This window comes from Nocardioides sp. SYSU D00065, from assembly GCF_017916425.1.
Lineage (GTDB): Bacteria > Actinomycetota > Actinomycetes > Propionibacteriales > Nocardioidaceae > Nocardioides.
Genome location: NZ_JAFMSX010000005.1, coordinates 142,705 through 168,006, shown reverse-complemented (window position 1 = coordinate 168,006; position 25,302 = coordinate 142,705). Strand labels below are relative to the sequence as shown.

Below are 25,302 nucleotides of genomic sequence, written 5' to 3'. Positions count from 1 at the left end.
GCCGCGGCGCCGCCTAGGCTCGCTCGCACCATGTGGATCCAGGACTGACCCGACTCGCGTCCGCGGCGGCGCCCCCGCGCGCCCCTCCTGCCCGGCGAGTCTCATCCGCCGTCCCTGCGGCCAGCTCCTGAGGACTCCACGTGCCCGAGACCATCACCTCCATCGCCCCGCTCGTCGTCAGCGGCCTGTCGGTGACCTACCCCGACCGTACGGTCCTGAGCGGCGTCGACCTGCTCGCCCAGCCCGGCCGGCGCATCGGCCTCGTCGGCGAGAACGGCGTCGGCAAGTCGACGCTGCTGCGCGCCGTGGCCGGGCGCCTCCCTGCGCGCGCACAGGTCTCGGGCACGGTCTCGGCGCCCCGGGACCTGGTGCTGTTGGGTCAGGAGCCCCCGTTCAGCGACGCCGCCACGGTGGCGGAGGTGCTCGCCATGACGCTCGCGCCCTTGCGGGAGGCCGTCGCGGACGTTGAGCGGCTGGCGGCAGGGGTCGGCACGCCGGCGGGCGACGCGGCGTACGCGCTGGCCCTCGAGCAGGCGCTGGCGCACGACGCGTGGGACGCAGACCGGCGCGCGTCGCTGGCCGCCGCCCGCCTCGGGCTCGACGCCCTGGACCGCGAGCGGGTCGTCGGCACGCTGTCCGGCGGGCAGCGCACCCGGCTGGCGCTCGCCACCATCATGACCTCGCGGCCGACCTGCCTGCTGCTCGACGAGCCGACCAACCACCTCGACGACGACGCCGTCGACGTGCTCACCGCCTTCCTGCGCGACCTGCCCGGTGTGGTGGTCCTGGCCAGCCACGACCGCGTGCTGCTCGACGACGTCTGCACCGACCTCGTCGATCTCGACGCCGGCGAGCTCGGCACCGACGGCAGGGGTGGTCGGCGCTTCGGCGGCGGGTGGAGCGCCTACGAGAAGGCTCGAGCGGACGCCCGGCGACGCTGGGAGGAGGCGTACGCCGCCCAACAGGAGGAGCTCGCCCGGCTGCGCGAGGCGACCCGGATCGGCACGGGCGCGATCGCGCACGGCCGTGGCCCGACCGACGGCGACAAGTTCATCCACGCGTTCAAGGGTGCACGGGTCGAGCAGACGCTCGCTCGGCGCAAGAAGGACGCGCAGCGCCGGCTCGAGGTCGTCGAGCGGGAGCAGCTGCCCAAGCCCCCGGCGCGCCTGGTCTTCCGCGGCGACCTCACCGCACCGTCCACCGGAGCGCTGGTGCTGGTCCGCGACGTGGAGGTGGCCGGGCGGATGCGCTGCGAGCGGCTCGACCTGGCAGCGGGGGAGCACCTGCTGCTCACCGGCGGCAACGGCTCGGGCAAGTCCACGCTGCTGGGTGTGCTCGCCGGCCGGGTGGCGGCGACGAGCGGCACGCTCGCGGTGTCCGCGCGGACCGTGCGGGAGCTGACCCAGGACCCGGCGGTCACCGACCCGAGGCGCTCGGCCGCGGCGACGTACGACGCCGCGGTCCGCGGTCTCCCCGACCCGCCGGCCCTGCGCGACCTCGGCCTGCTGCACCCGCGCGACCACCGCACGCCCGTGGGCGGCCTGTCGACCGGGCAGCGCCGCCGGCTCGGGCTCGCCGTCGCCATCGCGGCCGCACCCGACCTCCTCCTGCTCGACGAGCCGACCAACCACGTGTCGCTCGCCCTCGCCGGCGAGCTGGAGGAGGCGCTGGCCACGGCTCCCGGCGGGGTCGTGCTCGCCTCGCACGACCGGTGGCTGCGGCGCCGCTGGCAGGGGCCCGAGCTGACGCTCGCTCTTTGGACCGCTGCCGGGTGAGGGACAGCGGCACGCGTCGGGGCGTCGTGGACACGATGGCGGGCGGGCCGGGCTGCGCTGGTAGGCTCGGCGACGGCTCGAACATCCTTTAACGATCCGTCCCGTGAGGCGGAGAAGGAGGTACGGCGTGGCTCCGCCTGTCCGGACACTGCCTGTCCCAGCGCTCATGGTCCTCGAGGACGGACGCACCTTCCGCGGTGAGTCCTTCGGCGCCGAGGGCGAGACCTTCGGCGAAGCGGTCTTCTCCACCGGCATGTCCGGCTACCAGGAGACGCTCACCGATCCCAGCTACCACCGCCAGATCGTCGTGATGACGGCCCCGCACGTCGGCAACACCGGCATGAACGACGAGGACCTCGAGTCCTCGCGCATCTGGGTCGCCGGCTACGTCGTGCGCGACCCCGCCCGGGTGCCGTCGAACTGGCGCAGCGTCCGCACGCTGTCCGACGACCTGCGTGAGCAGGGTGTCGTCGGCATCAGCGGCGTCGACACCCGCGCCCTGACCCGCCACCTGCGCGAGCGCGGCGCCATGCGCGTGGGCATCTCCACCACGGAGACCGACCCCGAGCGCCTGCTGGCGCGAGTCCGCGAGTCCGCGGAGATGACGGGCGCGGACCTCAGCGCGGCGGTCAGCACCCCGGAGGCCTACGTCGTCCCGGCGCAGGGGACGCGGCGCTTCACCGTCGCCGCGCTCGACCTCGGCATCAAGGCCAACACCCCGCGCATGCTGAGCGAGCGTGGCATCGAGGTGCACGTCCTGCCCGCCACCGCGACGCTCGAGGGGGTGCAGGCGGTCGCGCCCGATGGACTGTTCTTCTCCAACGGCCCCGGTGACCCGGCCGCCACCACCCGCCAGGTCGAGCTGCTGCAGGGCGCGCTGGGCGCCGGCATCCCCTACTTCGGCATCTGCTTCGGCAACCAGCTCTTCGGGCGCGCGCTCGGGTTCGACACCTACAAGCTGAAGTACGGCCACCGCGGCATCAACCAGCCGGTGATGGACCGCACGACCGGCAAGGTCGAGGTGACCGCCCACAACCACGGCTTCGCCGTCGACGCCCCGCTCGAAGGCAGCACCGCGACCGAGTTCGGCGAGGCCACGGTCAGCCACGTCTGCCTCAACGACGACGTCGTCGAGGGGCTCGAGCTGCGCGGCCCCGACGGGGCGCTGACCGCCTTCTCCGTGCAGTACCACCCCGAGGCCGCCGCCGGCCCGCACGACGCGGCGTACCTCTTCGACCGCTTCACCGACCTGATGGGGGGCACCCTCTGATGCCCAAGCGCACCGACATCGAGAGTGTCCTGGTCATCGGCTCGGGGCCGATCATCATCGGCCAGGCGGCCGAGTTCGACTACTCCGGCACCCAGGCCTGCCGCGTGCTGCGTCAGGAGGGCCTGCGGGTCGTCCTGGTCAACTCCAACCCGGCGACGATCATGACCGACCCGGAGTTCGCCGACGCCACCTACGTCGAGCCGATCACGCCCGACTACGTCGAGAAGGTGATCGCCAAGGAGCGCCCCGACGCGCTGCTGGCCACCCTCGGCGGCCAGACCGCGCTCAACTGCGCCATGGCTCTCGACAAGGCGGGCGTGCTGGAGAAGTACGGCGTCGAGCTGATCGGCGCCTCGATCGACGCGATCGAGCGCGGCGAGAACCGCCAGCAGTTCAAGAAGATCGTCGAGCAGCTCGGCGGGGAGTCCGCCCGCAGCACGATCTGCCACTCCATGGACGACCTGCTCGCCGCGGCCGAGGACCTCGGCTACCCGATGGTCGTGCGGCCCTCCTTCACCATGGGCGGCACCGGCTCCGGGATGGCCTACGACGAGGCCGACCTGCGCCGCATCGGTGGCGCCGGCCTCGCCGCCAGCCCGACCACCGAGGTGCTCCTCGAGGAGTCGATCCTCGGCTGGAAGGAGTACGAGCTGGAGGTCATGCGCGACGGCGCCGACAACACGGTGATCGTGTGCTCCATCGAGAACCTCGACCCGATGGGCGTGCACACCGGCGACTCGATCACCGTCGCGCCGGCGATGACGCTCACCGACCGCGAGTACCAGAAGATGCGCGACCTCGCGATCGGCATCATCCGCGCGGTCGGCGTCGACACCGGCGGCTGCAACATCCAGTACGCCGTCAACCCGGCCGACGGCCGGCTGATCGTCATCGAGATGAACCCGCGCGTCTCGCGCTCATCGGCGCTGGCCTCCAAGGCCACCGGCTTCCCGATCGCCAAGATCGCCGCCAAGGTCGCGATCGGCTACACGCTCGACGAGATCCGCAACGACATCACCGAGGAGACCCCGGCGTCCTTCGAGCCGGCGCTGGACTACGTCGTGGTGAAGGTCCCGCGCTTCGCCTTCGAGAAATTCCCCGAGGCCGACCCGACCCTGACCACCCACATGAAGTCGGTGGGCGAGGCGATGGCCATCGGCCGCAACTTCACCGAGGCCCTGCAGAAGGCGCTGCGCTCGCTGGAGAGCAAGCACGCCCCCTTCGACTGGCACAAGCACTTCGACGACGACCTCGCCTCGGCCGAGTCCAAGGCCGCGCTCCTCGAGGAGATCAAGGTCCCGCACGACGGGCGCCTGAGGAAGGTCATGGACGCAATCTGCGCCGGCGCGACGCCGCAGGAGATCTTCGACGCCACGGCGATCGACCCCTGGTTCGTCGACCAGCTGGCCCTCATCAACGAGGTCGCCGTCCAGCTCATCGAGGCGCCCGAGCTCACCCCCGACCTGCTGCGGCTGGCCAAGCGCCACGGCTTCTCCGACGAGCAGATCGGCAGGATCCGCGGGCTCAGCGCCGACGTCGTGCGAGGAGTACGCCACGCCCTGGGGATCCGGCCGGTCTTCAAGACCGTCGACACCTGCGCCGCCGAGTTCGCCGCGCGCACGCCCTACCACTACTCCTCCTACGACGAGGAGACCGAGGTGCAGCCCCGTGCCGAGGGCAAGGAGGCGGTGATCATCCTCGGCTCCGGGCCTAACCGCATCGGGCAGGGCATCGAGTTCGACTACAGCTGCGTGCACGCCTCGCTCGCGCTGGCCGAGGCCGGCTACGAGACGATCATGGTCAACTGCAACCCCGAGACGGTGAGCACCGACTACGACACCTCCGACCGGCTCTACTTCGAGCCGCTCACGCTCGAGGACGTGCTCGAGATCGTCCACGCCGAGCAGCAGGCCGGTCCCGTCGCGGGGGTCGTGTGCCAGCTCGGCGGGCAGACGCCGCTCGGCCTGGCGCAGGGGCTCGCCGACGCGGGCGTCCCGATCGTCGGCACCACGCCCGAGGCGATCCACCTGGCCGAGGACCGCGGCGCCTTCGGCCGGGTCTTGGCCGACGCGGGCCTGCCGGCGCCCAAGCACGGCACGGCGACGTCGTACCCGCAGGCGCAGCGCATCGCGCACGAGATCGGCTACCCCGTCCTCGTGCGGCCGTCGTACGTCCTGGGCGGGCGCGGCATGGAGATCGTCTACGACGACACCGCGCTGGAGGCCTACCTCGAGAAGTACGTCGCCAACGGGCTCATCAACGAGCGGCAGCCGGTGCTGGTCGACCGGTTCCTCGACGACGCGGTGGAGATCGACGTGGACGCGCTCTTCGACGGCGAGGAGCTCTTCCTCGGCGGCGTGATGGAGCACATCGAGGAGGCCGGGATCCACTCCGGCGACTCCTCCTGCGCCCTGCCGCCGATCACCCTGGGCCGCGAGGAGATCGAGCGGATCCGCCGCTCGACCGAGGCGATCGCCCGCGGGCTCGACGTCCGCGGCCTGCTCAACATCCAGTACGCCCTGGCCTCCGACGTGCTCTACGTCCTCGAGGCCAACCCGCGTGCCTCGCGCACCGTGCCGTTCGTCTCCAAGGCGACCGCCACGCCGCTGGCCAAGGCGGCGGCGCGGGTCATGCTGGGCGAGTCGATCGCCGAGCTGCGCACCGCCGGCGTGCTGCCGGCGGAGGGCGACGGCGGCCACCTGGCCGACGGCTCGCCGATCGCGGTCAAGGAGGCGGTCATGCCCTTCGATCGCTTCCGGACCGCCGACGGTCGCACCGTCGACGCGCTCCTCGGCCCCGAGATGCGCTCGACGGGCGAGGTGATGGGCTTCGACGCGTTCTTCGGCACCGCGTTCGCCAAGGCGCAGGCCGCGGCGTACGGATCGCTGCCGCTGTCGGGCCGGGTGTTCGTCTCGGTCGCCAACCGCGACAAGCGGCACATGATCTTCCCGGTCAAGCAGATCGCCGACATGGGCTTCGAGATCCTTGCGACGGCGGGCACCGCGGAGGTGCTGCGGCGCAACGGCGTGCAGGCACGGGTCGTGCGCAAGCAGTCGGAGGGCGAGGGGCCCGACGGGGAGCCGACCATCGTGGGGCTGATCCGCGGCCGCGAGGTGGACCTGGTCATCAACACCCCGCACGGGGCGACCAGCGGCGGCTCACCGCGAGCCGACGGCTACGACATCCGCACGGCCGCGGTGATCACCGACATCCCGTGCATCACCACCATCCAAGGGCTCGGCGCCGCCGTGCAGGGCCTGGAGGCGATGCGCCGCGGCGACATCGGCGTGCGCTCGCTGCAGGACTGGGCGGCGCTGACCACGGCCGGTCGGGCCCGGTGACCCGGTGCGGCCCTACGACGTCCTCTTCGAGCGCGGGCTGACGCGGGTCGACCCCGAGCGCGCCCACCACGCGGCCTTCCGCGCGATCCGGGCCGCGAGCCCGGTGACCCGGCGGGCCCTCCGGGTGCCGAGCGCGCCGGTGCGCGCGCTGGGGCTCACCTTCGCGCACCCGCTCGGCCTGGCCGCCGGCTTCGACAAGAACGCCCTCGGCGTCGACGCCCTGGCGGCGCTCGGGTTCGGGCACGTCGAGGTGGGCACCGTCACGGGTGAGCCGCAGTCGGGCAACCCCCGGCCGCGGCTGTTCCGGCTCACCGCCGACCGCGCCATCGTGAACCGGATGGGGTTCAACAACGACGGCGCCGAGGTGGTGGCCCGCCGGCTGGCCGATCGCGCACGCCGCCTGGCCAGGGCCCGCGCGGTCCACGAGCAGGAGGGCTCCACCTCGTTCGCGGGTGGGCCCGTCCTGGGAGTCAACATCGGCAAGACCAAGGTCGTGGCGGAGGAGGACGCGGCCCGCGACTACGAGAAGTCGGCCGGCCTGCTGGCCCCCTACGCCGACTACCTGGTGGTCAACGTCTCCTCGCCCAACACCCCCGGCCTGCGCGACCTGCAGGCCGTGGAGCGGCTCGAGCCCCTGCTCGCCGCCGTACGCCGACGCGCCGACGAGGCCAGCCCGGGCCGCCGGGTGCCGCTGCTGGTGAAGATCGCGCCCGACCTCAGCGACGACGACGTGATCGCGGTCGCCGACCTGGCCCTCGCCAGCGGGCTGGACGGCATCATCGCCACCAACACCACCATCTCCCGAGACGGCCTCGCCACACCGGCCGGAGTCGTCGCGGACGTCGGCGCCGGCGGCCTGAGCGGTCGCCCGCTCACCCAGCGGGCCGAGGACGTCGTACGCCTGCTGCGCGGCCGCGTCGGCTCGGACCTCACCCTTGTCGGCGTCGGCGGGATCACGACCGTGGCGGACGCGCGGCGCCGGCTGGCGGCCGGCGCCGACCTGATCCAGGCCTACACCGCCTTCGTCTACGAGGGCCCGCTGTGGCCGCGGCGCATCGCCCGGGGACTCGCCACGCATGGCTGACGCGCCCGCACGGGGCCCGGTCCACGTCGACGGAGAGGTGGTCGCCACCAAGAAGGTCGGCGGCTACCGCCACCTGACGCTGGCGGCACCGGGCGTTCCCGAGCGGTTCCGTCCCGGCACGTTCGTGTCGGTGAGCGTCGCCGGTCACGTGACCCGGCGCGCGCTGTGGGTGCACAAGGTGCGCGCCTCCAGCGCCTTCGGGCCGACCCTCGACGTGGTCGTCGAGTCGCGCGGCAGTGGCACCGCGTGGTTGAGCGCCCAGCCGGTCGGGACGCGCGTCGCCGTGACCGGCCCGCTCGGCCGGCCCTTCGCACTTCCCAAACAGGCGGTGTCCTGCCTGCTCATCGGGGAGGGCTACGCCGCGGCGCCGCTGTTCCCGCTGGCCGAGCGGTTGCGCGAGCGGGGCTGCGCCGTGTCGCTCGTCGTGTCGGCGCCCGACGAGGCGCGCCTGCTCTCCGCTCTGGAGGCGCGGCGCTCGGCCCGCTCGGTGACCGTCCTCACCGCCGACGGCTCGGTGGGGCAGCGCGGGCAGGTCGCCGACCACGCCGAGGACCTCGTACGCCGCAGCGGCGCCGACGTCGTCTACGCCGCCGGCCCCGCCGACGTCCTCCGGTCGGCGGCGGTCGCCGCCGAGCGCACCGGCGCGTGGAGCCAGGTCGCGGTGGAGGTCCCGACCCCATGCGGCACCGGTCTCTGCCACGGCTGCCCGCTACCGGTCGTCGGCGAGGACGGCGTCGACCGCGTCGTGCGGGCCTGCACCGAGGGCCCCGTCGTCCGCGGCGACCGCGTCAGGTGGGACGCGCTGTGAGCGGGCGCATACCGGGACCGGTGATGGTGGCGTCCGGCTGTGGCGGCACGGGCCGCGAGCTGTCGGCGTACGCCGGACCCGAGGGGCTCGACGGGCTGGACTTCGTCACCCGGTCCATCACCCTCGACGCCCGCTCCGGCGCCCGCGGGCCGCGGGTCGCGGAGGTGCCGGGCGGGCTGGTCAGCGCCGTCGGCCTGCCCAACCCCGGCCTCGAGCACTTCCTGGCGACCGAGCTGCCGTGGCTGGTGCGGGCCGGCGTGCGGGTCGTGGTGTCGATCGCCGGGGCGACGATGGGGGAGTACGCCGACCTTGCCGGCCGGCTCGGCCGGGCACCGGGCGTGGTGGGGCTGGAGGTCAACGTCGGCGCGCCGGACGAGACGAGCGACGGGCTCTACGAGGTCCGCGAGCCCTACCACGCAGCGAGCGTCGTCGCCGCCGTACGGCGCGAGTTCGCCTCGGACCGGCCCGTGCTGGCCAAGCTCCGCCCCGACGTGTCGCGCGTCGTGGAGGGTGCCCGCGCCTGCCACGAGGCCGGTGCCACCGCGGTGGTGGTCGGCAACGCCGTACCCGCCGCTCTGCCCGACGGCCGCCCCGGCGGCCTGAGCGGACCGGCGCTCGCCCCGATCGCGCTGCGGTGCGTCGCCGCGGTCAGCCGGGCGCTGCCCGCCGTGCCGGTCATCGGCTGCGGCGGCGTGCACGACGTCGACTCCGCGCGCGCCTACCTGGCGGCCGGTGCCACGTCGGTCCAGGTCGGCACCGCGATGCTGCACGACCCCACCACGGTGGCCCGGCTCCGGGCCTCCCTCGACCAGCCACCCCACCAGGAGGACGCATGACATCGACCCCCTTCGGCGCCCGCCTCGCCGCAGCCATCGAGGAGCGCGGCCGCTTCTGCGTCGGCATCGACCCGCACGCCGCGCTGCTGCGCGAGTGGGGCCTGGCCGACGACGTCGCGTCGCTCGAGCGCTTCGCGCTGACCGTCGTCGAGGCGGTCGCGCCGGTCGTCAGCGTGGTCAAGCCGCAGAGCGCGTTCTACGAGCGGTTCGGCAGCCGCGGGATCGCCGTGCTCGAGCGCGTGGTCGAGGAGTCCCGCGCCGCGGGCGCGCTCGTCCTGCTCGACGTCAAGCGCGGCGACATCGGCTCGACCAGCCAGGCCTACGCCGACGCCTACCTCGATCCTTCGTCCCCGCTCGGAGTGGACGCCGTCACGGCCAGCCCGTTCCTCGGGTTCGGCTCCCTCGACCCGATGGTCGAGGCATGTCGCCGTCACGGCGGCGGGCTGTTCGTGCTCGCGCTCACGTCCAACAAGGAGGGTCCGGAGGTCCAGCACGCCCGCGCCGACAGCGGCACGGTCGCCGGCACCGTGCTCGGTCACCTGCGCACCCTGAACGCCGGCGCTGCGCCAGTGGGCTCCTTCGGCGCCGTGGTCGGAGCCACCATCGGGTCCACCCAGGAGGACCTCGACATCAACGGACCGTTCCTCGTTCCCGGCTACGGGGCACAGGGCGGGACGGTCGACGACCTCACGCGGATCTTCGGCGGCTCCGCCCGGTGGGCCCTGCCGAGCTCCTCGCGCGAGGTGCTGGGCGCCGGCCCGGACGTGGCGGCGCTGCGCGAGGCAGCGCGGCGCGGCAACGACGCGGTGCGAGGCTTGGCCGAGTGACCCGTGCCCGTCTCGCCGTGGCCGCGCCGCTGGTGGCGTGCCTGCTGGCGACGGGCTGCTCGGACGACCCGCAGGCCGCCTACTGCCAGGCGGTCGAGGAGCACCAGGCCGAGCTGGGCGAGGCGGCCGCGTCGCAGGACACCGGCGCGATGTTCGACGTCCTCGACGCCTACGACCACCTGAGCCGCGAGGCGCCGCGCGACATCACCGACGACTGGGACGCCGTGCTCGACCCGCTGCACGCCCTCGAGGACGTCCTCGCCGAGCACGGCGTGGACCCCTCGGCGTACTCCGCGAGCAAGCCCCCGGCCGGCGTCGACGACGAGGCACGAGCCGCCATCGAGTCGGCCGCGCGCGAGGTGGGCTCGGAGCGCACGGTGACGGCGATGGCGGCCCTCGAGCAGCACGCGCTCGACGTGTGCGGCACCCCGCTGTCGCGCTAGCACCGGCCCCGACATGGCGAACGTCACGACCAGCGGCGGATGTCGGGGCTCCGATTGCCTGCCTCGTCGCGCTCTGACTAGATTGACCCGCACCAGCCGGACCCCACCCTAAGGAACGCCTCCGTGGCCTTGCCCCCTCTGACGCCCGAGCAGCGCCAGGCAGCCCTCGACAAGGCTGCAGCGTCCCGCCGCGAGCGGGCGGAGGTGAAGAACCGCTTGAAGAACTCAGGCGGCTCGATCCTCGATGTGCTCGAGGAGGGCCGCACCAACGAGGTCATCGGCAAGATGCGCGTCGTCGAGCTGCTCCAGTCGGTCCCGGGCCTGGGTCGCGTGCGTGCGCGCCAGGTCATGCAGCGTCTCGGGATCGCCGAGAGCCGCCGGGTCCGCGGGCTGGGCGTCAAGCAGGTCGCCGCGCTCGAGCGTGAGTTCGGCCCCGACGCGTCGTGACCGGAGCAGCGCACGACGAGGCAGCGCACGACGAGGCAGCGCACGGGACCGCCGGTCAGCCCTCGCGTCGCTCGCGGCTCATCGTCCTGGCCGGTCCGACGGCCGTCGGCAAGGGCACTGTCGCCGCCGCGGTGCGCGAGACGCACCCCGAGGTCTGGATCTCCGTCTCCGCGACGACGCGGCCGCCCCGCCCGGGCGAGGAGAACGGCGTGCACTACTGGTTCGTCTCCGACGAGGAGTTCGACGCCATGATCGACAAGGGCGACCTGCTCGAGTGGGCGGTGGTCCACAAGGCCGCCCGCTACGGCACTCCCCGCGGTCCGGTCGACCTCGCCCTCGCCTCCGGGCATCCCGCGATGCTCGAGATCGACCTCCAGGGCGCGCGCCAGGTGCGCGAGTCGATGCCCGAGGCGCTGTTCGTCTTCCTCAAGCCGCCGTCGTGGGAGGAGCTCGTACGCCGGCTGGTGGGCCGCGGCACCGAGAGCGAGGCCGAGCGTGAGCGGCGCCTCGACACCGCCCGCGCGGAGCTGGCCGCGGAGAGCGAGTTCGACGTCACCATCGTCAACCACGAAGTTCACGCTGCCGCCGACGAGTTGGTAGCCTTGATGGTCGGACCCGTTCCACCCACCTCTGACTAGCGAGGCACCCACACCGTGGCTTCTCCCACCATCGCCGCCGAGGGCGTCACCAACCCCTCGATCGACGACCTGCTCAGCAAGACCGACAGCAAGTACAAGCTGGTGCTCTACAGCGCCCAGCGTGCCCGTCAGATCAACGCCTACTACTCGCAGCTCGGCGAGGGGCTCCTGGAGTACGTCGGCCCGCTGGTCGACACCCACGTGCAGGAGAAGCCGCTGTCCATCGCGCTGCGCGAGATCAACGAGGACCTCCTCACCTGCGAGGACATCGACCCCGCCGCCGAGGCCGCCGCTGCCGAGGCCGCAGCCGGCGACACCACGGAGTGACGCGAGCCGCGCGATGACCTCGCGGGTCGTCCTGGGGGTCTCGGGCGGCATCGCGGCCTACAAGGCCTGCGAGCTGCTGCGCCGGTTCACCGAGTCGGGGCACGACGTGACGGTCGTGCCCACGGCCGCGGCACTGGAGTTCGTCGGCGCGCCGACCTGGGCCGCCCTGTCCGGCAAGCCCGTCGCGACCGACGTGTGGACCGACGTCCACGCCGTGCCGCACGTGCACATCGGGCAGGAGGCCGACCTGGTGGTCGTCGCCCCGGCCACCGCAGACCTGCTCGCGCGGGCCGCGCACGGCCTGGCCGACGACCTGCTGACCAGCACGCTGCTCACCGCCCGCTGTCCGGTCGTGTTCGCCCCGGCCATGCACACCGAGATGTGGGAGCACCCCGCCACCCAGGCCAACGTGGCCACCCTGCGCAGCCGTGGCGCGGTGGTGGTCGAGCCGGCCGAGGGCCGCCTCACCGGCGCCGACACCGGCAAGGGCCGGCTGCCGGACCCGGCCGAGATCTTCGAGCTCGCCGTGGGTGTGCTGCACCGTGGCGCGGCCCCTCAGGACCTCGCCGGCCGCAAGGTCGTGGTCTCGGCGGGCGGCACTCGCGAGTACCTCGACCCGGTGCGCTTCCTCGGCAACCGGTCCTCGGGCCTGCAGGGCCACGCCCTGGCCCGGGCCGCCGCCTCGCGCGGCGCGCACGTCACCCTGGTCAGCGCCAATGTCTCGCTGCCCGACCCGGCCGGCGTCAGCGTCGTACGGGTCGAGACCACCGAGCAGCTGCGCGAGGCCGTCGTGGCCGCCACCGCGACCGCCGACGCCGTCGTCATGGCCGCCGCCCCGGCGGACTTCCGGCCGAGCGCGGTCAGCGACGCCAAGATCAAGAAGGCCGACGACGGGTCGGCGCCGGCGATCGAGCTGGTGCAGAACCCCGACGTCCTCGCCGAGATCTCCCACCACCGGGCGCGCGAGGACGCCGTCATCGTCGGCTTCGCCGCCGAGACCGGCGACGCCACCGGCTCCGTGCTCGATCTCGGCCGCGCCAAGCTCGCCCGCAAGGGCTGCGACCTGCTCGTGGTCAACGACGTGAGCGGAGGAGCGGTCTTCGGCAGCGCGGACAACGAGGCGGTCGTGCTGGCCGCCGACGGCGCGGTCGTCGAGGTCCCCCGCGGGAGCAAGAGCGCGCTCGCGCACGTGATCTGGGACGAGGTCGCCCGGCGATTCGCCGACTGAGACCGGGGTCCCGGATGCTGGGCAGCAGGTACCTTTCCTCCGACCGTTCCACACAAGAATCGAGAGTCACCGTGGCTGGACGCCTGTTCACCTCCGAGTCCGTGACCGAGGGGCACCCCGACAAGATCGCCGACCGGATCAGCGACTCGGTCCTCGACCACCTCATGGCCGAGGACCCCGACCGCGCCAACCTGCGCGTGGCCGTCGAGACGCTGCTCACCACCGGCCTCGTCGTGGTCGCGGGCGAGGTGCGCACCGGTGCCTACGCCCCGGTCGCCGACATCGTCCGCAAGGCGATCCTCGAGATCGGCTACGACTCCTCGGAGAAGGGCTTCGACGGCCACACGTGCGGCGTCCAGGTCGCGATCGGTGCCCAGTCGAGCGACATCGCGGCCGGTGTCGACGCCGGCCACGAGTCCCGCGTCGGCGACAGCGAGGACCAGCTCGACAAGCGCGGCGCCGGTGACCAGGGCCTGATGTTCGGCTACGCGTGCGACGACACCCCCGAGCTGATGCCGCTGCCGATCACGATCGCGCAGCGCCTCGCCCAGCGGCTGACGCAGGTCCGCAAGGACGGCGTCCTCGCCTACCTGCGTCCCGACGGCAAGACCCAGGTGACCATCGAGTACGACGCCGACGACCGGCCGGTGCGCATCGACACCGTCGTGCTCTCCACCCAGCACGACCCCGACATCGAGCACGCCCGGCTCGAGGCCGACATCCAGCAGCACGTCATCGATCCCGTGCTCGCCGGCTTCGACCTGCCCTCGGAGGGCTACCGGATGCTCGTCAACCCGACGGGGACCTTCGTCATCGGCGGCCCGATGGGCGACGCCGGCCTCACCGGGCGCAAGATCATCGTCGACACCTACGGCGGCATGGCCCGCCACGGCGGCGGCGCCTTCTCCGGCAAGGACCCCTCCAAGGTGGACCGCTCCGCCGCTTACGCGATGCGCTGGGTCGCCAAGAACGTCGTGGCCTCGGGCCTGGCCCGCCGCTGCGAGGCGCAGGTGGCGTACGCCATCGGCAAGGCCGCCCCGGTGGGCATCTTCATCGAGACCTTCGGCACCGGCGTCGTGTCGGACGAGAAGATCCAGGACGCCGTGCTCGAGGTGTTCGACCTCCGTCCGGCCGCCATCATCCGCGACCTCGACCTGCTGCGCCCGATCTACGCGCAGACCTCCGCCTACGGTCACTTCGGCCGCGAGCTGCCCGACTTCACGTGGGAGACCACGGACCGGGCCGAGAAGCTCAGGGCCGCTGCCGGCGTCTGAGCGCTGCCGGACACAGCCGGAGGTACGCGGACGCGGACGACGTCCGGTCCGTCGGTGGCCGCTGACACAATCGGCCGCATGACGTCCCGCGAAGCCCCGGAAGCCGACATGCTTCCGGGGCTTCGCGCTGCGGTGGACGATGCGCGCGCCAAGGCGGCAGCGACCCGGCGGCGCCGGGCCGCTGCCTGGGAGCCCGCGGAGACCGACCCCGTCGCCCGCGTGCTGGTCGACATCGCGCTCGCCCACCTCGACCGGCCCTTCGACTACGCCGTGCCCCGCGCCATGGCCGACACGGCCGTCCCGGGCGCCCGCGTCAAGGTGCGGTTCGCCGGCCAGGACGTGGACGGCTTCGTCGTGGAGCGGGCCGGCGAGACCGACCACACCGGCACGCTGCAGCCCCTGCGCCGCGTCGTCAGCCCGGAGCCCGTGCTGGCACCGGAGATCGCCCGGCTCAGCGAGACCCTCGCCCGGAGGTACGCCGGCGCCCGGTCCGACGTGCTCCGGCTGGCGGTGCCCCCGCGTCACGCCACCGCTGAGAAGGCCGCGTCCGAGCCTGCGCCGGCGCCGCCCGTGAGACGCGACCCGACCGCGTGGTCCGACGTGGCGCACGCTCCTGCCTTCCTGCACCACCTCGCCTCGGGCGGGTCGCCGCGAGCGGTGTGGTCCGCGGCTCCGGGCGACGACTGGCCGGTGATGCTCGCCGAGGCGGTCGCCGCGACGTACGCCGCGGGGCGGGGCGCGATCGTGTGCGTGCCCGACCGGCGCGACGTGTCGCGGGTCGACGCTGCCCTCACCGACCTGCTGGGGGAGGGCCACCACGTCTGCCTGACCGCCGACGGCGGTCCGGCGGCGCGCTACCGCGACTTCCTGGCGGTGTCCCGCGGTGCTCGCCGGGTGGTGGTCGGCACTCGCTCCGCCGCATTCGCGCCCGTCCACGACCTCGGGCTCGTCGTGGTGTGGGACGACGGGGACGACCTCCACGCCGAGCCGCGCGCGCCCTATCCCCACGTCCGCGAGGTGCTGGTGACGCGCGCCGAGCAGCAGGGGACCGCCGCGATCGTGGGTGCCGTGGCCCGCACGCCCGAGGCCGCACAGCTCCTCGCGACCGGGTGGGCCCACGAGCTCGCCGTGCCGCGCGAGGTGCTGCGCCGCCGGGTGCGGGTGGAGGCGGTGCCCGCGCAGGACCGGTCGGTGGCCACCCGCATCCCGCGGGCGGCCTACGACGCGATCCGCACCGGGCTGGCCTCCGGTCCCGTGCTGGTGCAGACGCCCCGGGCCGGCTATGCCGTCTCGCTCGCCTGCGACACGTGCCGGGCGCCCGCCCGCTGCGGCGTCTGCACCGGCCCGCTGACGGTGCCCGGACCCGCTCAGCCGCCCCGGTGCCGCTGGTGCGGCCACGTGGAGGCGGCGTGGGCGTGCCCCACCTGCGGTGGTCGCGGGCTGCGGGCGCCCGTGCGTGGCGAGGCCCGCACCGCCGAGGAGCTGGGTCGGACCTTCGCCGGCACCACGGTGCGCAGCTCGAGCGGGGAGCACGTCGTCGAGCGGGTGGGCACGTCGCGGGACCTGGTGGTGGCCACGGTCGGGGCCGAGCCGGTGGCTGCCGAGGGCTATGCGGCGGTCGTGGTGCTCGACACCTGGCTGACGCTGGCCCGCGACGACCTGCGGGCGTCCGAGGAGGCGTTGCGGCGCTGGCTCAACGCCGCAGCGCTCGTGCGCCCCGGCGGGCACGTGGTCGCCGTCGGCGATCCTGCCCACCCGGCCGTCCAGGCGCTCGTGCGGTGGGACCCGGCCGGGTTCGCCCGGCGGGAGGCGGAGGAGCGCTCCCAGGCGCACCTGCCGCCGGCCGCCCGCGTCGCCACCGTCACCGGCGAGCTCGGCGCGCTGGACGACGTGCTGCACCTCCTCGACCTGCCCGAGGCAGCCGAGGTGCTCGGGCCGGTTCCCGTCGAGGACGAGCACCGGGTGGTGCTCCGGGTGCCGTCGTGGCAGGGGACTGCGCTGTCCGCAGCACTCGGCGACCTCCAGCGGATCCGGTCGGCCCGCAAGCTCGACCCCGTGCGCGTCCAGGTCGACCCTCTTTCCATCTAGCGCCGGTTCGGCGGGTGCGGGAGCCGTCCCTAGACTTGGTCACCGCGGTCCGTCCGCGCGTCGTTCCCCCGTCCCGTCCGTCGAGGAGTTCCGTGGCCGTCCAGCCCATCCGCCTGTTCGGCGATCCCGTGCTGCGCCAGCGGGCGATCGAGGTCGACAGCTTCGACAAGGAGCTGCGCCAACTGGTCACCGACCTCACCGACACCATGCTCGCGGCGCCCGGTGCGGGACTCGCGGCGCCGCAGATCGGCGTCGGGCTGCGGGTGTTCACCTGGAACGTCCACGGCGAGATCGGGCACCTGGTCAATCCCTCGCTGGAGCTCTCCGACGAGACGCAGGACGGCGCCGAGGGGTGCCTGTCCCTGCCGGAGCTGACCTACGACTGCCTCCGGGCCCTGTCGGTGGTCGCCACCGGGTTCGACATGCACGGCGAGCCGCAGCGCATCGAGGCCTCCGAGCTCCTCGCCCGCGCGATGCAGCACGAGACCGACCACCTCGACGGCATCTTGTTCATCGACAAGCTCGACACGGCGGCCCGCAAGGCGGCGATGAAGGAGATCCGCGAGTCGGAGTGGTTCGGTCTGGAGAAGCCCACCGTGCGGGTCAGCCCGCACGCCACCCACGGGTTCGCCCGATGAAGGAGCACAGCTGATGCGCGTCGTCTTCGCCGGCACCCCCGAGGTGGCCGTGCCCGCACTCGACGCGATCGCGGCCAGTCGTCACGAGCTCGTCGGCGTGGTGACGCGCCCCGACGCACCGAGCGGCCGCGGCCGCAGGCTGGTGGCCAGCCCGGTGGCGCAGCGCGCGGAGGAGATCGGCGTACCGGTGCTCAAGCCCGAGCATCCGCGCGACCCCGAGTTCCAGGCGGCGCTGGCACAGCTGCGGCCTGACGCCTGCCCGGTCGTGGCCTACGGCGCGCTGCTGCCCCAGTCGGCGCTCGACCTCGTGCCGCACGGCTGGATCAACCTGCACTTCTCGGTGCTCCCGTCCTGGCGCGGTGCAGCGCCCGTGCAGCACGCGCTCTGGGCGGGCGACGAGGTCACCGGCGCCACGACGTTCCGCATCGTCAAGGAGCTCGACGCCGGCCCGGTCTTCGGGGTGATGACCGAGCGGATCCGCCCCGACGACACCGCCGGTGACCTGCTCGCCCGGCTCGCCGACGGCGGCGCGGGACTGCTCGTGCAGACCCTCGACGGGATCGCGGACGGCACGCTCGAGGCGCGGGAGCAGCCCGAGGACGGGGTGTCCTTCGCGCCGAAGATCGCCGTCGACGACGCACGGATCGACTGGGCGCGGCCGGCGGCCGCCATCGACCGCCAGGTCCGGGCCTGCACGCCCGCCCCGGGCGCCTGGAGCACCTTCGGCGGCGAGCGCATCAAGGTCGGGCCCGTCCGTGCGACCGATGGCGCGACGCTGGCCCCCGGGGTCCTCGAGGTCACCAAGAACGCCGTGCTCGTCGGCACGTCGACCACTGCGGTCGAGCTCGGCGAGGTCAAGGCGTTCGGCAAGAAGCAGATGCCCGCCGCCGACTGGGCCCGGGGCGTACGCCTCCAGTCGGGTGTCCGCTTCGGCGACTAGTGTCGAACCGGTGAGCACCTCCACGACGCGCCCGGCACGTCCCGAGGACGTGGACGAGATCTGCGGCGGCCTGCCGGAGACCGAGCTCGGCACCTCCTGGGGCGACCGTCCCACCTGGAAGGTCCCGCGCGGGCCCAAGGGCAAGGGCTTCGTCCTCTACCGTGCGCCGCACCGGAGCGCGGTCGACCCCTCCACGGGCGAGATGTACGACGACCTGGTCGTGATCACGACCCCGACCGAGGTGGAGAAGCAGGCACTGGTGGAGGACGCGTCCACGCCGTTCTTCACCATCGACCACTTCACCGGCCACGCCGCCGTGCTGGTCCAGCTCTCCCGGCTCGGCGAGATCAGCCGCGACGAGCTGGCCGAGGTGATCACCGAGGCGTGGGCGGCGAAAGCGCCGAAGCGACTGGTCCGGGAGCTGTTCGGTGAGTGAGCGCCGCCGGCGCGTCGACCGTCCCCGCCGTGCGGCCCTCGACGTCCTCACCGCCGTGCGCACCGAGGATGCCTACGCCAACCTCGTGCTGCCCCAGGTGCTGCGCAAGCACCGGCTCGAAGGTCGCGACGCCGCGCTGGCCACCGAGCTGGCCTCCGGTGCGATCCGCATGCACGGGCTCTACGACCCGGTCATCGACGCCTGCCTCACCAAGCCGCGGCTCCAGCCCGAGGTGCGTGACGTGCTCCGTCTGGGGGTGCACCAGCTGCTGTCCATGCGGGTGCCCGACCACGCTGCCATCTCGACCAGCGTCGACCTGGTCCGGGCGAGCGTGGGCCGCGGGCCGGCCGGGCTGGTCAACGCAGTCCTGCGCACGATCAGCCGGCGCTCGCTCGCGGAGTGGGTCGGCGAGGTGGCTCCCGACCCTGCGCTCGACCGCACCGGCCACCTCGCGGTGGCCCACTCCCACCCCCGCTGGGTGGTCGAGGACCTGGCCGACGCGCTGAGCGACGACGACGAGCTGGCGGCGCTCCTGGCCGCCGACAACGAGGCGCCGCGAGTCACCCTGGTCGCCCGTCCCGGGCTGTCGACGGTCGAGGAGCTCGAGTCGGCCGGCGGCACCCGCACCGGGCTGTCGCCGTACGGCGTGGTGCTGACCGGCGGCGACCCCGCCGCCGTGCCGGCGGTGGCAGAAGGCCGCGCCGGGGTGCAGGACGAGGGCTCGCAGCTGGTCGCACTCACCCTGGCCAAGGCGCCGCTCGACGGGCGCGACGAGCGCTGGCTCGACCTGTGCGCCGGTCCCGGGGGCAAGGCCGCACTGCTGGGTGCGCTGGCGGCGCAGCGCGGCGCGCACCTCGTCGCCCACGAGCGCCAGCCGCACCGCGCAGCGCTGGTCGCTGCAGCCGTCCGGGCGGTGCCGTCCGGGACGGTGCACGTTCTGGCCGGTGACGGCGCGCGGCCGGCGTGGGTCCCCGGCAGCTTCGACCGGGTGCTCGTGGACGCGCCCTGCTCCGGGCTGGGCGCGCTGCGCCGCCGCCCGGAGTCGCGGTGGCGCCGCAGCCCCGACGACCTGGGCGTGCTGGTGGCCCTGCAGCAGGTGCTGCTCGACGTGGCTCTGGAGTCGGTGCGGCCGGGAGGGGTCGTGGTCTACGCGACGTGCTCGCCGGTGCTGGCGGAGACCACCGAGGTGGTGGCCGCCGTGGTGGGGCGGCGCGACGACACCGAGGAGCTCGACCGGTTCCAGCTCTGGCCCCACCGCGAGGGCACCGACGCGATGTTCGCCGCCACGCTGCGGCGGCGCTGAGCCCTGCGCTGAGCAGCGGCGTCAGTCGTCCTCGAGGTGGCGCAGGTAGGCCCACGGGTCCGCGAGGTACCGACGCCAGTGGTCGACCAGGTCGAGCTCGGCCCACGACGTCTCGCGCAGGCCCCAGGGCCCCGTCTCGAGGATCCGGGCGCCCGGCATCGCGGCCAGCACGGGGGAGTGGGTGGCGCACAGGACCTGACCGCGGCGGGCCACGACCCGCTGCAGGGCTGCCACCAGCCCCAGCGTGGACGAGAACGACAACGCGGCCTCGGGCTCGTCGAGGCAGAAGAAGCCCTCGCCGGTGAACCTCGACTCGAGCACCGCGAGGAACGACTCGCCGTGGCTCATCTCGTGGAACGCGGGATCCGCGCCGCCGTGCTCCTCCATGTAGGTGTACCAGCCGTGCATCGTCTCGGCGCGCAGGAAGAAGCCCCACCTGCTGGCACCGGCCCCGCGCACGAGCCGCAGCGCCTCGCCGAGCGGGGACTCCGTCGGTCGGGTCGAGTGCCTGCTGTGGGTGCTGCCGCCCTCGGGCGACAGGCCGTACGCCGTGGCGACCGCCTCGACGAGGGTCGACTTGCCCGAGCCGTTCTCGCCGACGAGGAAGGTCACTCCGGGTGCCAGGTCCAGCCCGTCGGCCAGCACCTGTGCCACGGCCGGGATGGCGGCCGGGTAGCTGGTCGTCGGAAGCGGGTGGTCGGGGTGCGCCTCGATCCTGCGGACGGGATGGCGCGGGAAGTCGTACCCCCTCGGCGACATGGCGCCAACCTATCGGGCTCCCCCGGAGGGGCGAAGTCGCCCGACATTGCGCGGTTCACCTGCGCGTCACCTGTTCACAACCGAGGCGTACCCGCGCATGATGGACTCCACACGCGCGACGCCGAAGGGGTGTGCGCGTCAGGGGAAGTGGGACGGATGCGGCGCAACACCACGATGGTCTTGGCAGTGACGACGATGCTGGCGGCACTGGGCGCGAGCCCGGCGCAGGCGCAGGAAGCGCGCACCGTCACCGGCCCGGCCACGGGCGACGCCGATGTCTTCTTGACCTACGTCAGCTGCGACGGACTCTTCGACGCGGGCAGCGCACCGCAGTCGCGCCTCAACCTCGGCCCCTACACGGCGCCCCTCGGCCGGCGCTCGCTGGGTCTCGTCCCGTCCGGGAGCGGCACCGCCTCGGGGCCCTATGCCCGCTTCGACTCGCTCGCCGGCGTCGACTCCTCGCTGTCGGTCGCCGCGACCGGCGGCAGCCAGGGTGTCTCGCTCATCATGGCCGTCACGCCGTCCAACCCGCCCGGCACGGCGTGGGCCGGCCGCGCGAGCCTGAGCGCACCAGCCGGTTCCTGGACGCAGGTGTCCGCGGCGTCCTCGACCTACGACTGGTCCCTGGTCGACCTGGCCACCCGCGCCCCGGTCGCTCGGGCCGGCTCGGCCACTCCCGCCGCGTTCGCTGCCGAGCACGGCGACGGCGAGGGCTTCGTGGTGACCGGCTTCGGCTGCGACGGCCAGCCCTTCAACCTCGACGCGGTGCGCGCCTCGGGCTCGACGTTCGACTTCGAGGGCATCGCTCTGAGCACGGTCGCCTCCGTCGACCGCCAGCAGGCCGCCGCGGGCGACCAGGTGACCGTCACGGGCAAGGTCTCCGACGCCGCCGGCCGGGTCACCGGCGACCCGCTGGTGCTCGAGTCGCGCGCCCCGGGTGGTGCCTGGGCTCCGGTCGGCGGGACCGTCCTGGCCGACCGGGACGGCCTCGCCCGCGCCGTCGTACCCGTCACGAGGACCACCGAGTTCCGTTGGCACCGGCCCGAGAGCCAGTACGCCGACCAGGGCTGGTCGGAGCCGGTGACCGTCACGGTCGCCGAGCAAGCGCCGGCGCAGAACGCGCCCGAGCAGAACGCGCCCGAGCAGAACGCGCCCGGGGACAACGCGCCCGGGGACAACGCGCCCGGGGACAACGCGCCCGAGCAGAACGCGCCCGAGCAGAACGCGCCCGAGCAGAACGCGCCCGAGCAGAACGCGCCCGGGGACAAGGCGCCGGGGCAGAAAGCCTCCGGGGACGCGAAGGGACAGCAGGGCTCCGGTCCCGTGAAGCGCTGACCGGCGCCGCGAGGGTCGCCTCGTGGCATCGCCCTTCATCGAGATCGAGGTCGAGGACCGCGTCGTCAAGGTGACCAACCCCGACCGCGTGTACTTCCCCTCGACCGGTCAGGGACGTCCCGGGGCGACCAAGCTCGACCTCGTCGAGTACTACCTCGCCGTCGGCGACGGGATCGTCAACGCGCTCTTCGAGCGACCCTGCATGCTGCACCGCTTCCCGAAGGGTCTGGCGGGCGAGAAGGTGCACCAGAAACGCCTGCCCGCCGGGGCCCCGGAGTGGGTGGAGACCGTCCAACTGTTCTTCCCGCGGTGGAAGCGCACCGCCGACGAGCTCTGCGTGACCGAGCTGGGCAGCGTCATCTGGGCCGTGCAGATGTCGACGGTCGAGTTCCACCCGTGGAACAGCCGCCGCGACGACACCGAGAAGCCCGACGAGTGGCGCATCGACCTCGACCCCGGCCCCGAGTGCGACTGGGCGACCGTGCAGCGCGTGGCCCGCGTGACCCGTGAGGTCCTCGACGAGCTCGGCGCGGTCGGCTTCCCCAAGACCAGCGGAGGCTCCGGGCTCCACGTCTACGTCCGGATCCCGCCCGATCACGGGTTCCAGGACGTACGCCGCGCCGCGCTGGCGTTCGCGCGCGAGGTGGAGCGCCGGGCCGGGGGAGACGTGACCACCGCGTGGTGGCGCAAGGACCGCGACCCCGCGCAGCTGTTCGTCGACTACAACCAGAACGCCCGCGACCACACCATCGCAGCCGCCTACTCGGTGCGCGGGGTGCCCAGCGCCCGCGTCTCCGCGCCGGTCAGGTGGGACGAGGTCGACGCGTGCGAGCCGGACGACTTCACGATGTTCACGATGCCGCAGCGGTACGCCGAGATCGGCGACCTCCACGCCGACATCGACGCCCACCCCTTCGACATCGCGCCGCTGCTGGAGTGGGCCGAGCGCGATGAGGCGGACGGTGCCGCGGTGCCGCCGGAGGACGACCAGGGGTAGCGCGCGCTCACAGCACGAGCACAGGTCGGGCTCATCGTCCTCTCACCCCACGCACCTACCGTGGGGTCATGCCGCCCACGCCCACCCAGCCCGCGGAGCCCACGGACCCCTCGAGCCGGCGCACCGACCGGATCGCCGTCGTCGTCAACACCGCCTCGCGCACCGGCGCCCGCGCCCTTCCGTACGTCGTGGCCGCCCTGCAACGCGCCGCGCGGCAGGTCGACGTGCACCCGGCCCACGGCGGCGCGGGGCTCGCGGGCGCACTGGACGACGCACTGGTCAGCGAGCCGAACCTGCTCGTGGTTGGCGGCGGGGACGGGACGATCGGAGCGGCGGCGGACCGCGTGGCCCACACGGGCACCGCGCTCGGGGTGCTGCCGCTGGGCACCGCCAACGACTTCGCGCGCACGCTGCAGATCCCGGCGTCCCTCGACGCGGCCGTCGACACCGTGCTGCGCGGCCCCGTGGTCGACGTGGACCTGGGCCGCGTCGATGGCCGCGCCTACCTCAACGTCGCCTCGCTGGGCCTTTCGGTCGCGGTCACGCGGCGTCTGACGCCCGGCCTGAAGCGCCGCCTCGGCCGGTTCGCCTACCCCGCGGCGACCTTGGCGGCGTACTCCCGGCATCGGCCCTTCGCCGCGCGCATCGAGCTGAGCGACGGGACCGTCCTCGAGCTCGAGGACCTCATGCAGGTCGCCGTCGGCAACGGCCGCCACTACGGCGGCGGCCTCACCGTCTCGCCGGGCGCGTCGATCGACGATCACCTGCTCGACGTCTACGCCGTCGAGCAGGGGCGTCACCGCGACCACGTCTCGGTCGCCCGGCTGCTGCGCACCGGTCACCTCGTCGACCACGACCGGGTCCACCACCTCACGACGCGGAGGTTGCGCCTGGTCACCGACGAGCCGATGGAGGTCAACCTCGACGGCGAGATCGCCGCCACCACGCCGGCGACGTTCGAGGTGGACCGCAACGCCCTCCACGTCGTCGTACCGGCCGACAGCCGCGCCGCGCGGATGGACGGTCGCGTCAGTCCCTAGGATCGGGGCGTGGGTATCCAGATCACGCCGAGCATCCTCAACGCCGACCTCTCGCGCCTCGCTGACGAGGTGGCGCGGATCCCCAGCGCGGACTGGGTCCACGTCGACGTGATGGACAACCACTTCGTGCCCAACCTGACCCTCGGGCTTCCGGTCGTCGAGGCGCTCGCCCGGCACGCCTCCCAGCCGCTCGACGCGCACCTGATGATCGAGGACGCCGACCGGTGGGCGCCGGCGTACGCCGAGGCGGGTTGCGGGTCGGTGACCTTCCACGCCGAGGCGGCCCGCGCACCGGTCCGGCTGGCCCGGGAGATCCGGGCCCAGGGCGCGCGGGCGTCGATGGCCCTCAAGCCGGCCACCCCCATCGAGCCCTACGAGGCGCTGCTGCCCGAGCTGGACATGGTCCTGCTGATGACCGTCGAGCCCGGCTTCGGCGGCCAGAAGTTCCTCGACCTGTGCCTGCCGAAGATCCGCACGGCCCGTGAGCTGATGCGCAAGCACGGCGTGGAGACGTGGCTGCAGGTGGACGGCGGCATCTCCCTCGAGACGATCGAGCGCTGTGCCGAGGCCGGGGCCGACGTGTTCGTGGCCGGATCCGCGGTGTACTCCGCCGACGACCCGGACGCGATGGTGTCCGCGCTGCGCGAGAAGGCCGAGAAGGCGCGCGTCTGATGCGGTTGGAACACCGCTACGACCGACTGTGGGAGCGCCTGCTCGCGCTGCTGGACACGCTGGGGCAGGTCGACGCCGGCACGCCGGGTCGGCTGCGGCTCCAGGTGGAGAAGCACGACATCGAGATCATGATGAGCGAGAGGGACTGGAGTGAGCTGGTCGGGATCCCGCACGGCTCGTTCGTGAGTGCGGCCGCTGAGCTGCTGCTATCGATCAAGCGCGCGCAGATGGACGGTCACTCCTTCCTCGTCTACGACGACTACACGCTTCACCCGAGCAGGACGACCGTCTCGCCGGTTCGCTTCGAGGCCGAGGACCAACCGCGCCAGCACCCGGGCGTTCAGGGTGAATGGCGCGCGTACCCGCCCGGTACGGAGCCGACGTGAGTCCTCGGGCCACGGTCGACGACATCCACACCACCGCGCGCGCGATGCCGCACGTGAGCGTCCTCCGTCCGGAGCGGAACCCCGTCTACCAGGTCGGCGGCAAGTCGTTCGTCTTCTTCCGCACGCCCCGGCCCGATGCCGTCGACCCGGACACCGGCGAGCGCTACGACGACGTCATCGTCATCTGGGTGGCGTCCGAGGGCGACAAGCAGGCCCTGCTGCAGGACGAGCGCCTGCCGTTCTTCACCACGCCGCACTTCGACGGCCACGCATCGGTGCTGCTGCGCGCGTCCCGGATCGGCGAGATGGCCCGCGACGAGCTCGTCGAGATCGTGCAGGAAGCCTGGCTCGCCCAGGCCTCGGCCCGCCGCCGCCGGGCGTGGCTCGACGCGCGCGGGCTCGCGGACTAG

The 25,302-nt window shown here is 73.6% G+C and carries 25 protein-coding genes; 24 read left to right on the top strand and 1 reads right to left on the bottom strand.

Features of this window, described 5'->3' with window-relative positions; all coding sequences use genetic code 11:
- Positions 1–140 precede the first annotated feature (140 nt).
- The 18 genes from J3P41_RS17895 to J3P41_RS17810 all read left to right on the top strand — a co-directional run bounded on the left by J3P41_RS17895 (position 141) and on the right by J3P41_RS17810 (position 19,703).
- Positions 141–1,775 carry an ABC-F family ATP-binding cassette domain-containing protein gene (locus J3P41_RS17895; RefSeq protein ID WP_307862065.1) on the top strand — a complete coding sequence of 545 codons (1,635 nt, stop codon included), beginning with the start codon at positions 141–143 and terminating at the stop codon, positions 1,773–1,775.
- Between the two features lie 166 nt (positions 1,776–1,941).
- A complete protein-coding gene (gene carA / locus J3P41_RS17890; RefSeq protein ID WP_210652236.1) occupies positions 1,942–3,045 on the top strand; it encodes a glutamine-hydrolyzing carbamoyl-phosphate synthase small subunit in 1,104 nt (367 codons plus the stop codon).
- Positions 3,045–6,386, top strand: coding sequence for a carbamoyl-phosphate synthase large subunit (carB, locus tag J3P41_RS17885; RefSeq protein WP_210652031.1), 3,342 nt, complete (start codon positions 3,045–3,047; stop codon positions 6,384–6,386). The genes carA and carB overlap by 1 nt, the downstream gene beginning before the upstream one ends.
- Positions 6,387–6,390: 4 nt before the next feature.
- Positions 6,391–7,470: a quinone-dependent dihydroorotate dehydrogenase gene (locus J3P41_RS17880; RefSeq protein ID WP_210652029.1), complete on the top strand. Its 1,080-nt coding sequence runs from the start codon at positions 6,391–6,393 to the stop codon at positions 7,468–7,470.
- Positions 7,463–8,278 (top strand): hypothetical protein, encoded by an 816-nt coding sequence (locus J3P41_RS17875; RefSeq protein WP_210652027.1) that lies wholly within the window; start codon positions 7,463–7,465, stop codon positions 8,276–8,278. Before J3P41_RS17880 ends, J3P41_RS17875 begins: the two co-directional genes overlap by 8 nt.
- Complete coding sequence (locus J3P41_RS17870; RefSeq protein ID WP_210652025.1) at positions 8,275–9,114, top strand: tRNA-dihydrouridine synthase; 840 nt, start codon at positions 8,275–8,277, stop codon at positions 9,112–9,114. The genes J3P41_RS17875 and J3P41_RS17870 overlap by 4 nt, the downstream gene beginning before the upstream one ends.
- Positions 9,111–9,941 carry an orotidine-5'-phosphate decarboxylase gene (gene pyrF / locus J3P41_RS17865; RefSeq protein ID WP_210652022.1) on the top strand — a complete coding sequence of 277 codons (831 nt, stop codon included), beginning with the start codon at positions 9,111–9,113 and terminating at the stop codon, positions 9,939–9,941. The genes J3P41_RS17870 and pyrF overlap by 4 nt, the downstream gene beginning before the upstream one ends.
- Positions 9,938–10,384 carry a hypothetical protein gene (locus tag J3P41_RS17860; protein ID WP_210652020.1) on the top strand — a complete coding sequence of 149 codons (447 nt, stop codon included), beginning with the start codon at positions 9,938–9,940 and terminating at the stop codon, positions 10,382–10,384. The genes pyrF and J3P41_RS17860 overlap by 4 nt, the downstream gene beginning before the upstream one ends.
- A gap of 123 nt (positions 10,385–10,507) precedes the next feature.
- Positions 10,508–10,831: an integration host factor, actinobacterial type gene (gene mihF / locus J3P41_RS17855; protein WP_210652018.1), complete on the top strand. Its 324-nt coding sequence runs from the start codon at positions 10,508–10,510 to the stop codon at positions 10,829–10,831.
- Between the two features lie 80 nt (positions 10,832–10,911).
- Positions 10,912–11,469, top strand: a complete 558-nt coding sequence (gmk, locus tag J3P41_RS17850; protein ID WP_307862077.1) for a guanylate kinase — start codon at positions 10,912–10,914, stop codon at positions 11,467–11,469.
- A gap of 15 nt (positions 11,470–11,484) precedes the next feature.
- Entirely contained in the window at positions 11,485–11,796 is a 312-nt protein-coding gene (rpoZ, locus tag J3P41_RS17845; RefSeq protein ID WP_210652014.1) for a DNA-directed RNA polymerase subunit omega, read from the top strand.
- A 13-nt stretch (positions 11,797–11,809) separates the two neighbouring features.
- A complete protein-coding gene (gene coaBC, locus J3P41_RS17840) occupies positions 11,810–13,024 on the top strand; it encodes a bifunctional phosphopantothenoylcysteine decarboxylase/phosphopantothenate--cysteine ligase CoaBC (RefSeq protein ID WP_210652012.1) in 1,215 nt (404 codons plus the stop codon).
- A 71-nt stretch (positions 13,025–13,095) separates the two neighbouring features.
- Positions 13,096–14,298, top strand: coding sequence for a methionine adenosyltransferase (gene metK, locus J3P41_RS17835; RefSeq protein WP_210652009.1), 1,203 nt, complete (start codon positions 13,096–13,098; stop codon positions 14,296–14,298).
- Between the two features lie 78 nt (positions 14,299–14,376).
- Complete coding sequence (locus J3P41_RS17830; protein WP_210652008.1) at positions 14,377–16,386, top strand: primosomal protein N'; 2,010 nt, start codon at positions 14,377–14,379, stop codon at positions 16,384–16,386.
- 92 nt (positions 16,387–16,478) lie between these two features.
- Complete coding sequence (def, locus tag J3P41_RS17825; RefSeq protein ID WP_210652006.1) at positions 16,479–17,024, top strand: peptide deformylase; 546 nt, start codon at positions 16,479–16,481, stop codon at positions 17,022–17,024.
- 13 nt (positions 17,025–17,037) lie between these two features.
- Entirely contained in the window at positions 17,038–17,964 is a 927-nt protein-coding gene (fmt, locus tag J3P41_RS17820; RefSeq protein ID WP_210652004.1) for a methionyl-tRNA formyltransferase, read from the top strand.
- 10 nt (positions 17,965–17,974) lie between these two features.
- Positions 17,975–18,400: an MmcQ/YjbR family DNA-binding protein gene (locus J3P41_RS17815; RefSeq protein ID WP_210651994.1), complete on the top strand. Its 426-nt coding sequence runs from the start codon at positions 17,975–17,977 to the stop codon at positions 18,398–18,400.
- A complete protein-coding gene (locus J3P41_RS17810) occupies positions 18,393–19,703 on the top strand; it encodes an RsmB/NOP family class I SAM-dependent RNA methyltransferase (RefSeq protein ID WP_210651992.1) in 1,311 nt (436 codons plus the stop codon). The genes J3P41_RS17815 and J3P41_RS17810 overlap by 8 nt, the downstream gene beginning before the upstream one ends.
- Positions 19,704–19,724: 21 nt before the next feature.
- Here the strand turns inward: J3P41_RS17810 and J3P41_RS17805 are convergent, their stop codons facing one another.
- Positions 19,725–20,462 (bottom strand): AAA family ATPase, encoded by a 738-nt coding sequence (locus tag J3P41_RS17805; RefSeq protein WP_210651991.1) that lies wholly within the window; start codon positions 20,460–20,462, stop codon positions 19,725–19,727.
- Positions 20,463–20,648: 186 nt separating this feature from the next.
- On the opposite strand from J3P41_RS17805, the gene J3P41_RS17800 reads away from it, so the two are divergent.
- The 6 genes from J3P41_RS17800 (at position 20,649) to J3P41_RS17775 (ending at position 25,302) form a co-directional block, all read left to right on the top strand.
- Positions 20,649–21,797, top strand: coding sequence for a hypothetical protein (locus J3P41_RS17800; RefSeq protein ID WP_210651990.1), 1,149 nt, complete (start codon positions 20,649–20,651; stop codon positions 21,795–21,797).
- Between the two features lie 22 nt (positions 21,798–21,819).
- Positions 21,820–22,794: a non-homologous end-joining DNA ligase gene (gene ligD, locus J3P41_RS17795; RefSeq protein ID WP_210651989.1), complete on the top strand. Its 975-nt coding sequence runs from the start codon at positions 21,820–21,822 to the stop codon at positions 22,792–22,794.
- A gap of 68 nt (positions 22,795–22,862) precedes the next feature.
- The gene (locus J3P41_RS17790; protein WP_210651988.1) at positions 22,863–23,834 is read left to right on the top strand and encodes a lipid kinase; all 972 of its coding nucleotides are present in this window, start codon (positions 22,863–22,865) and stop codon (positions 23,832–23,834) included.
- Positions 23,835–23,843: 9 nt separating this feature from the next.
- On the top strand, positions 23,844–24,506 hold the full coding sequence (gene rpe, locus J3P41_RS17785) for a ribulose-phosphate 3-epimerase (protein WP_210651987.1): 663 nt from the start codon (positions 23,844–23,846) through the stop codon (positions 24,504–24,506).
- Positions 24,506–24,892 (top strand): hypothetical protein, encoded by a 387-nt coding sequence (locus J3P41_RS17780; protein WP_210651986.1) that lies wholly within the window; start codon positions 24,506–24,508, stop codon positions 24,890–24,892. The genes rpe and J3P41_RS17780 overlap by 1 nt, the downstream gene beginning before the upstream one ends.
- Positions 24,889–25,302 (top strand): hypothetical protein, encoded by a 414-nt coding sequence (locus J3P41_RS17775; RefSeq protein WP_307862064.1) that lies wholly within the window; start codon positions 24,889–24,891, stop codon positions 25,300–25,302. Before J3P41_RS17780 ends, J3P41_RS17775 begins: the two co-directional genes overlap by 4 nt.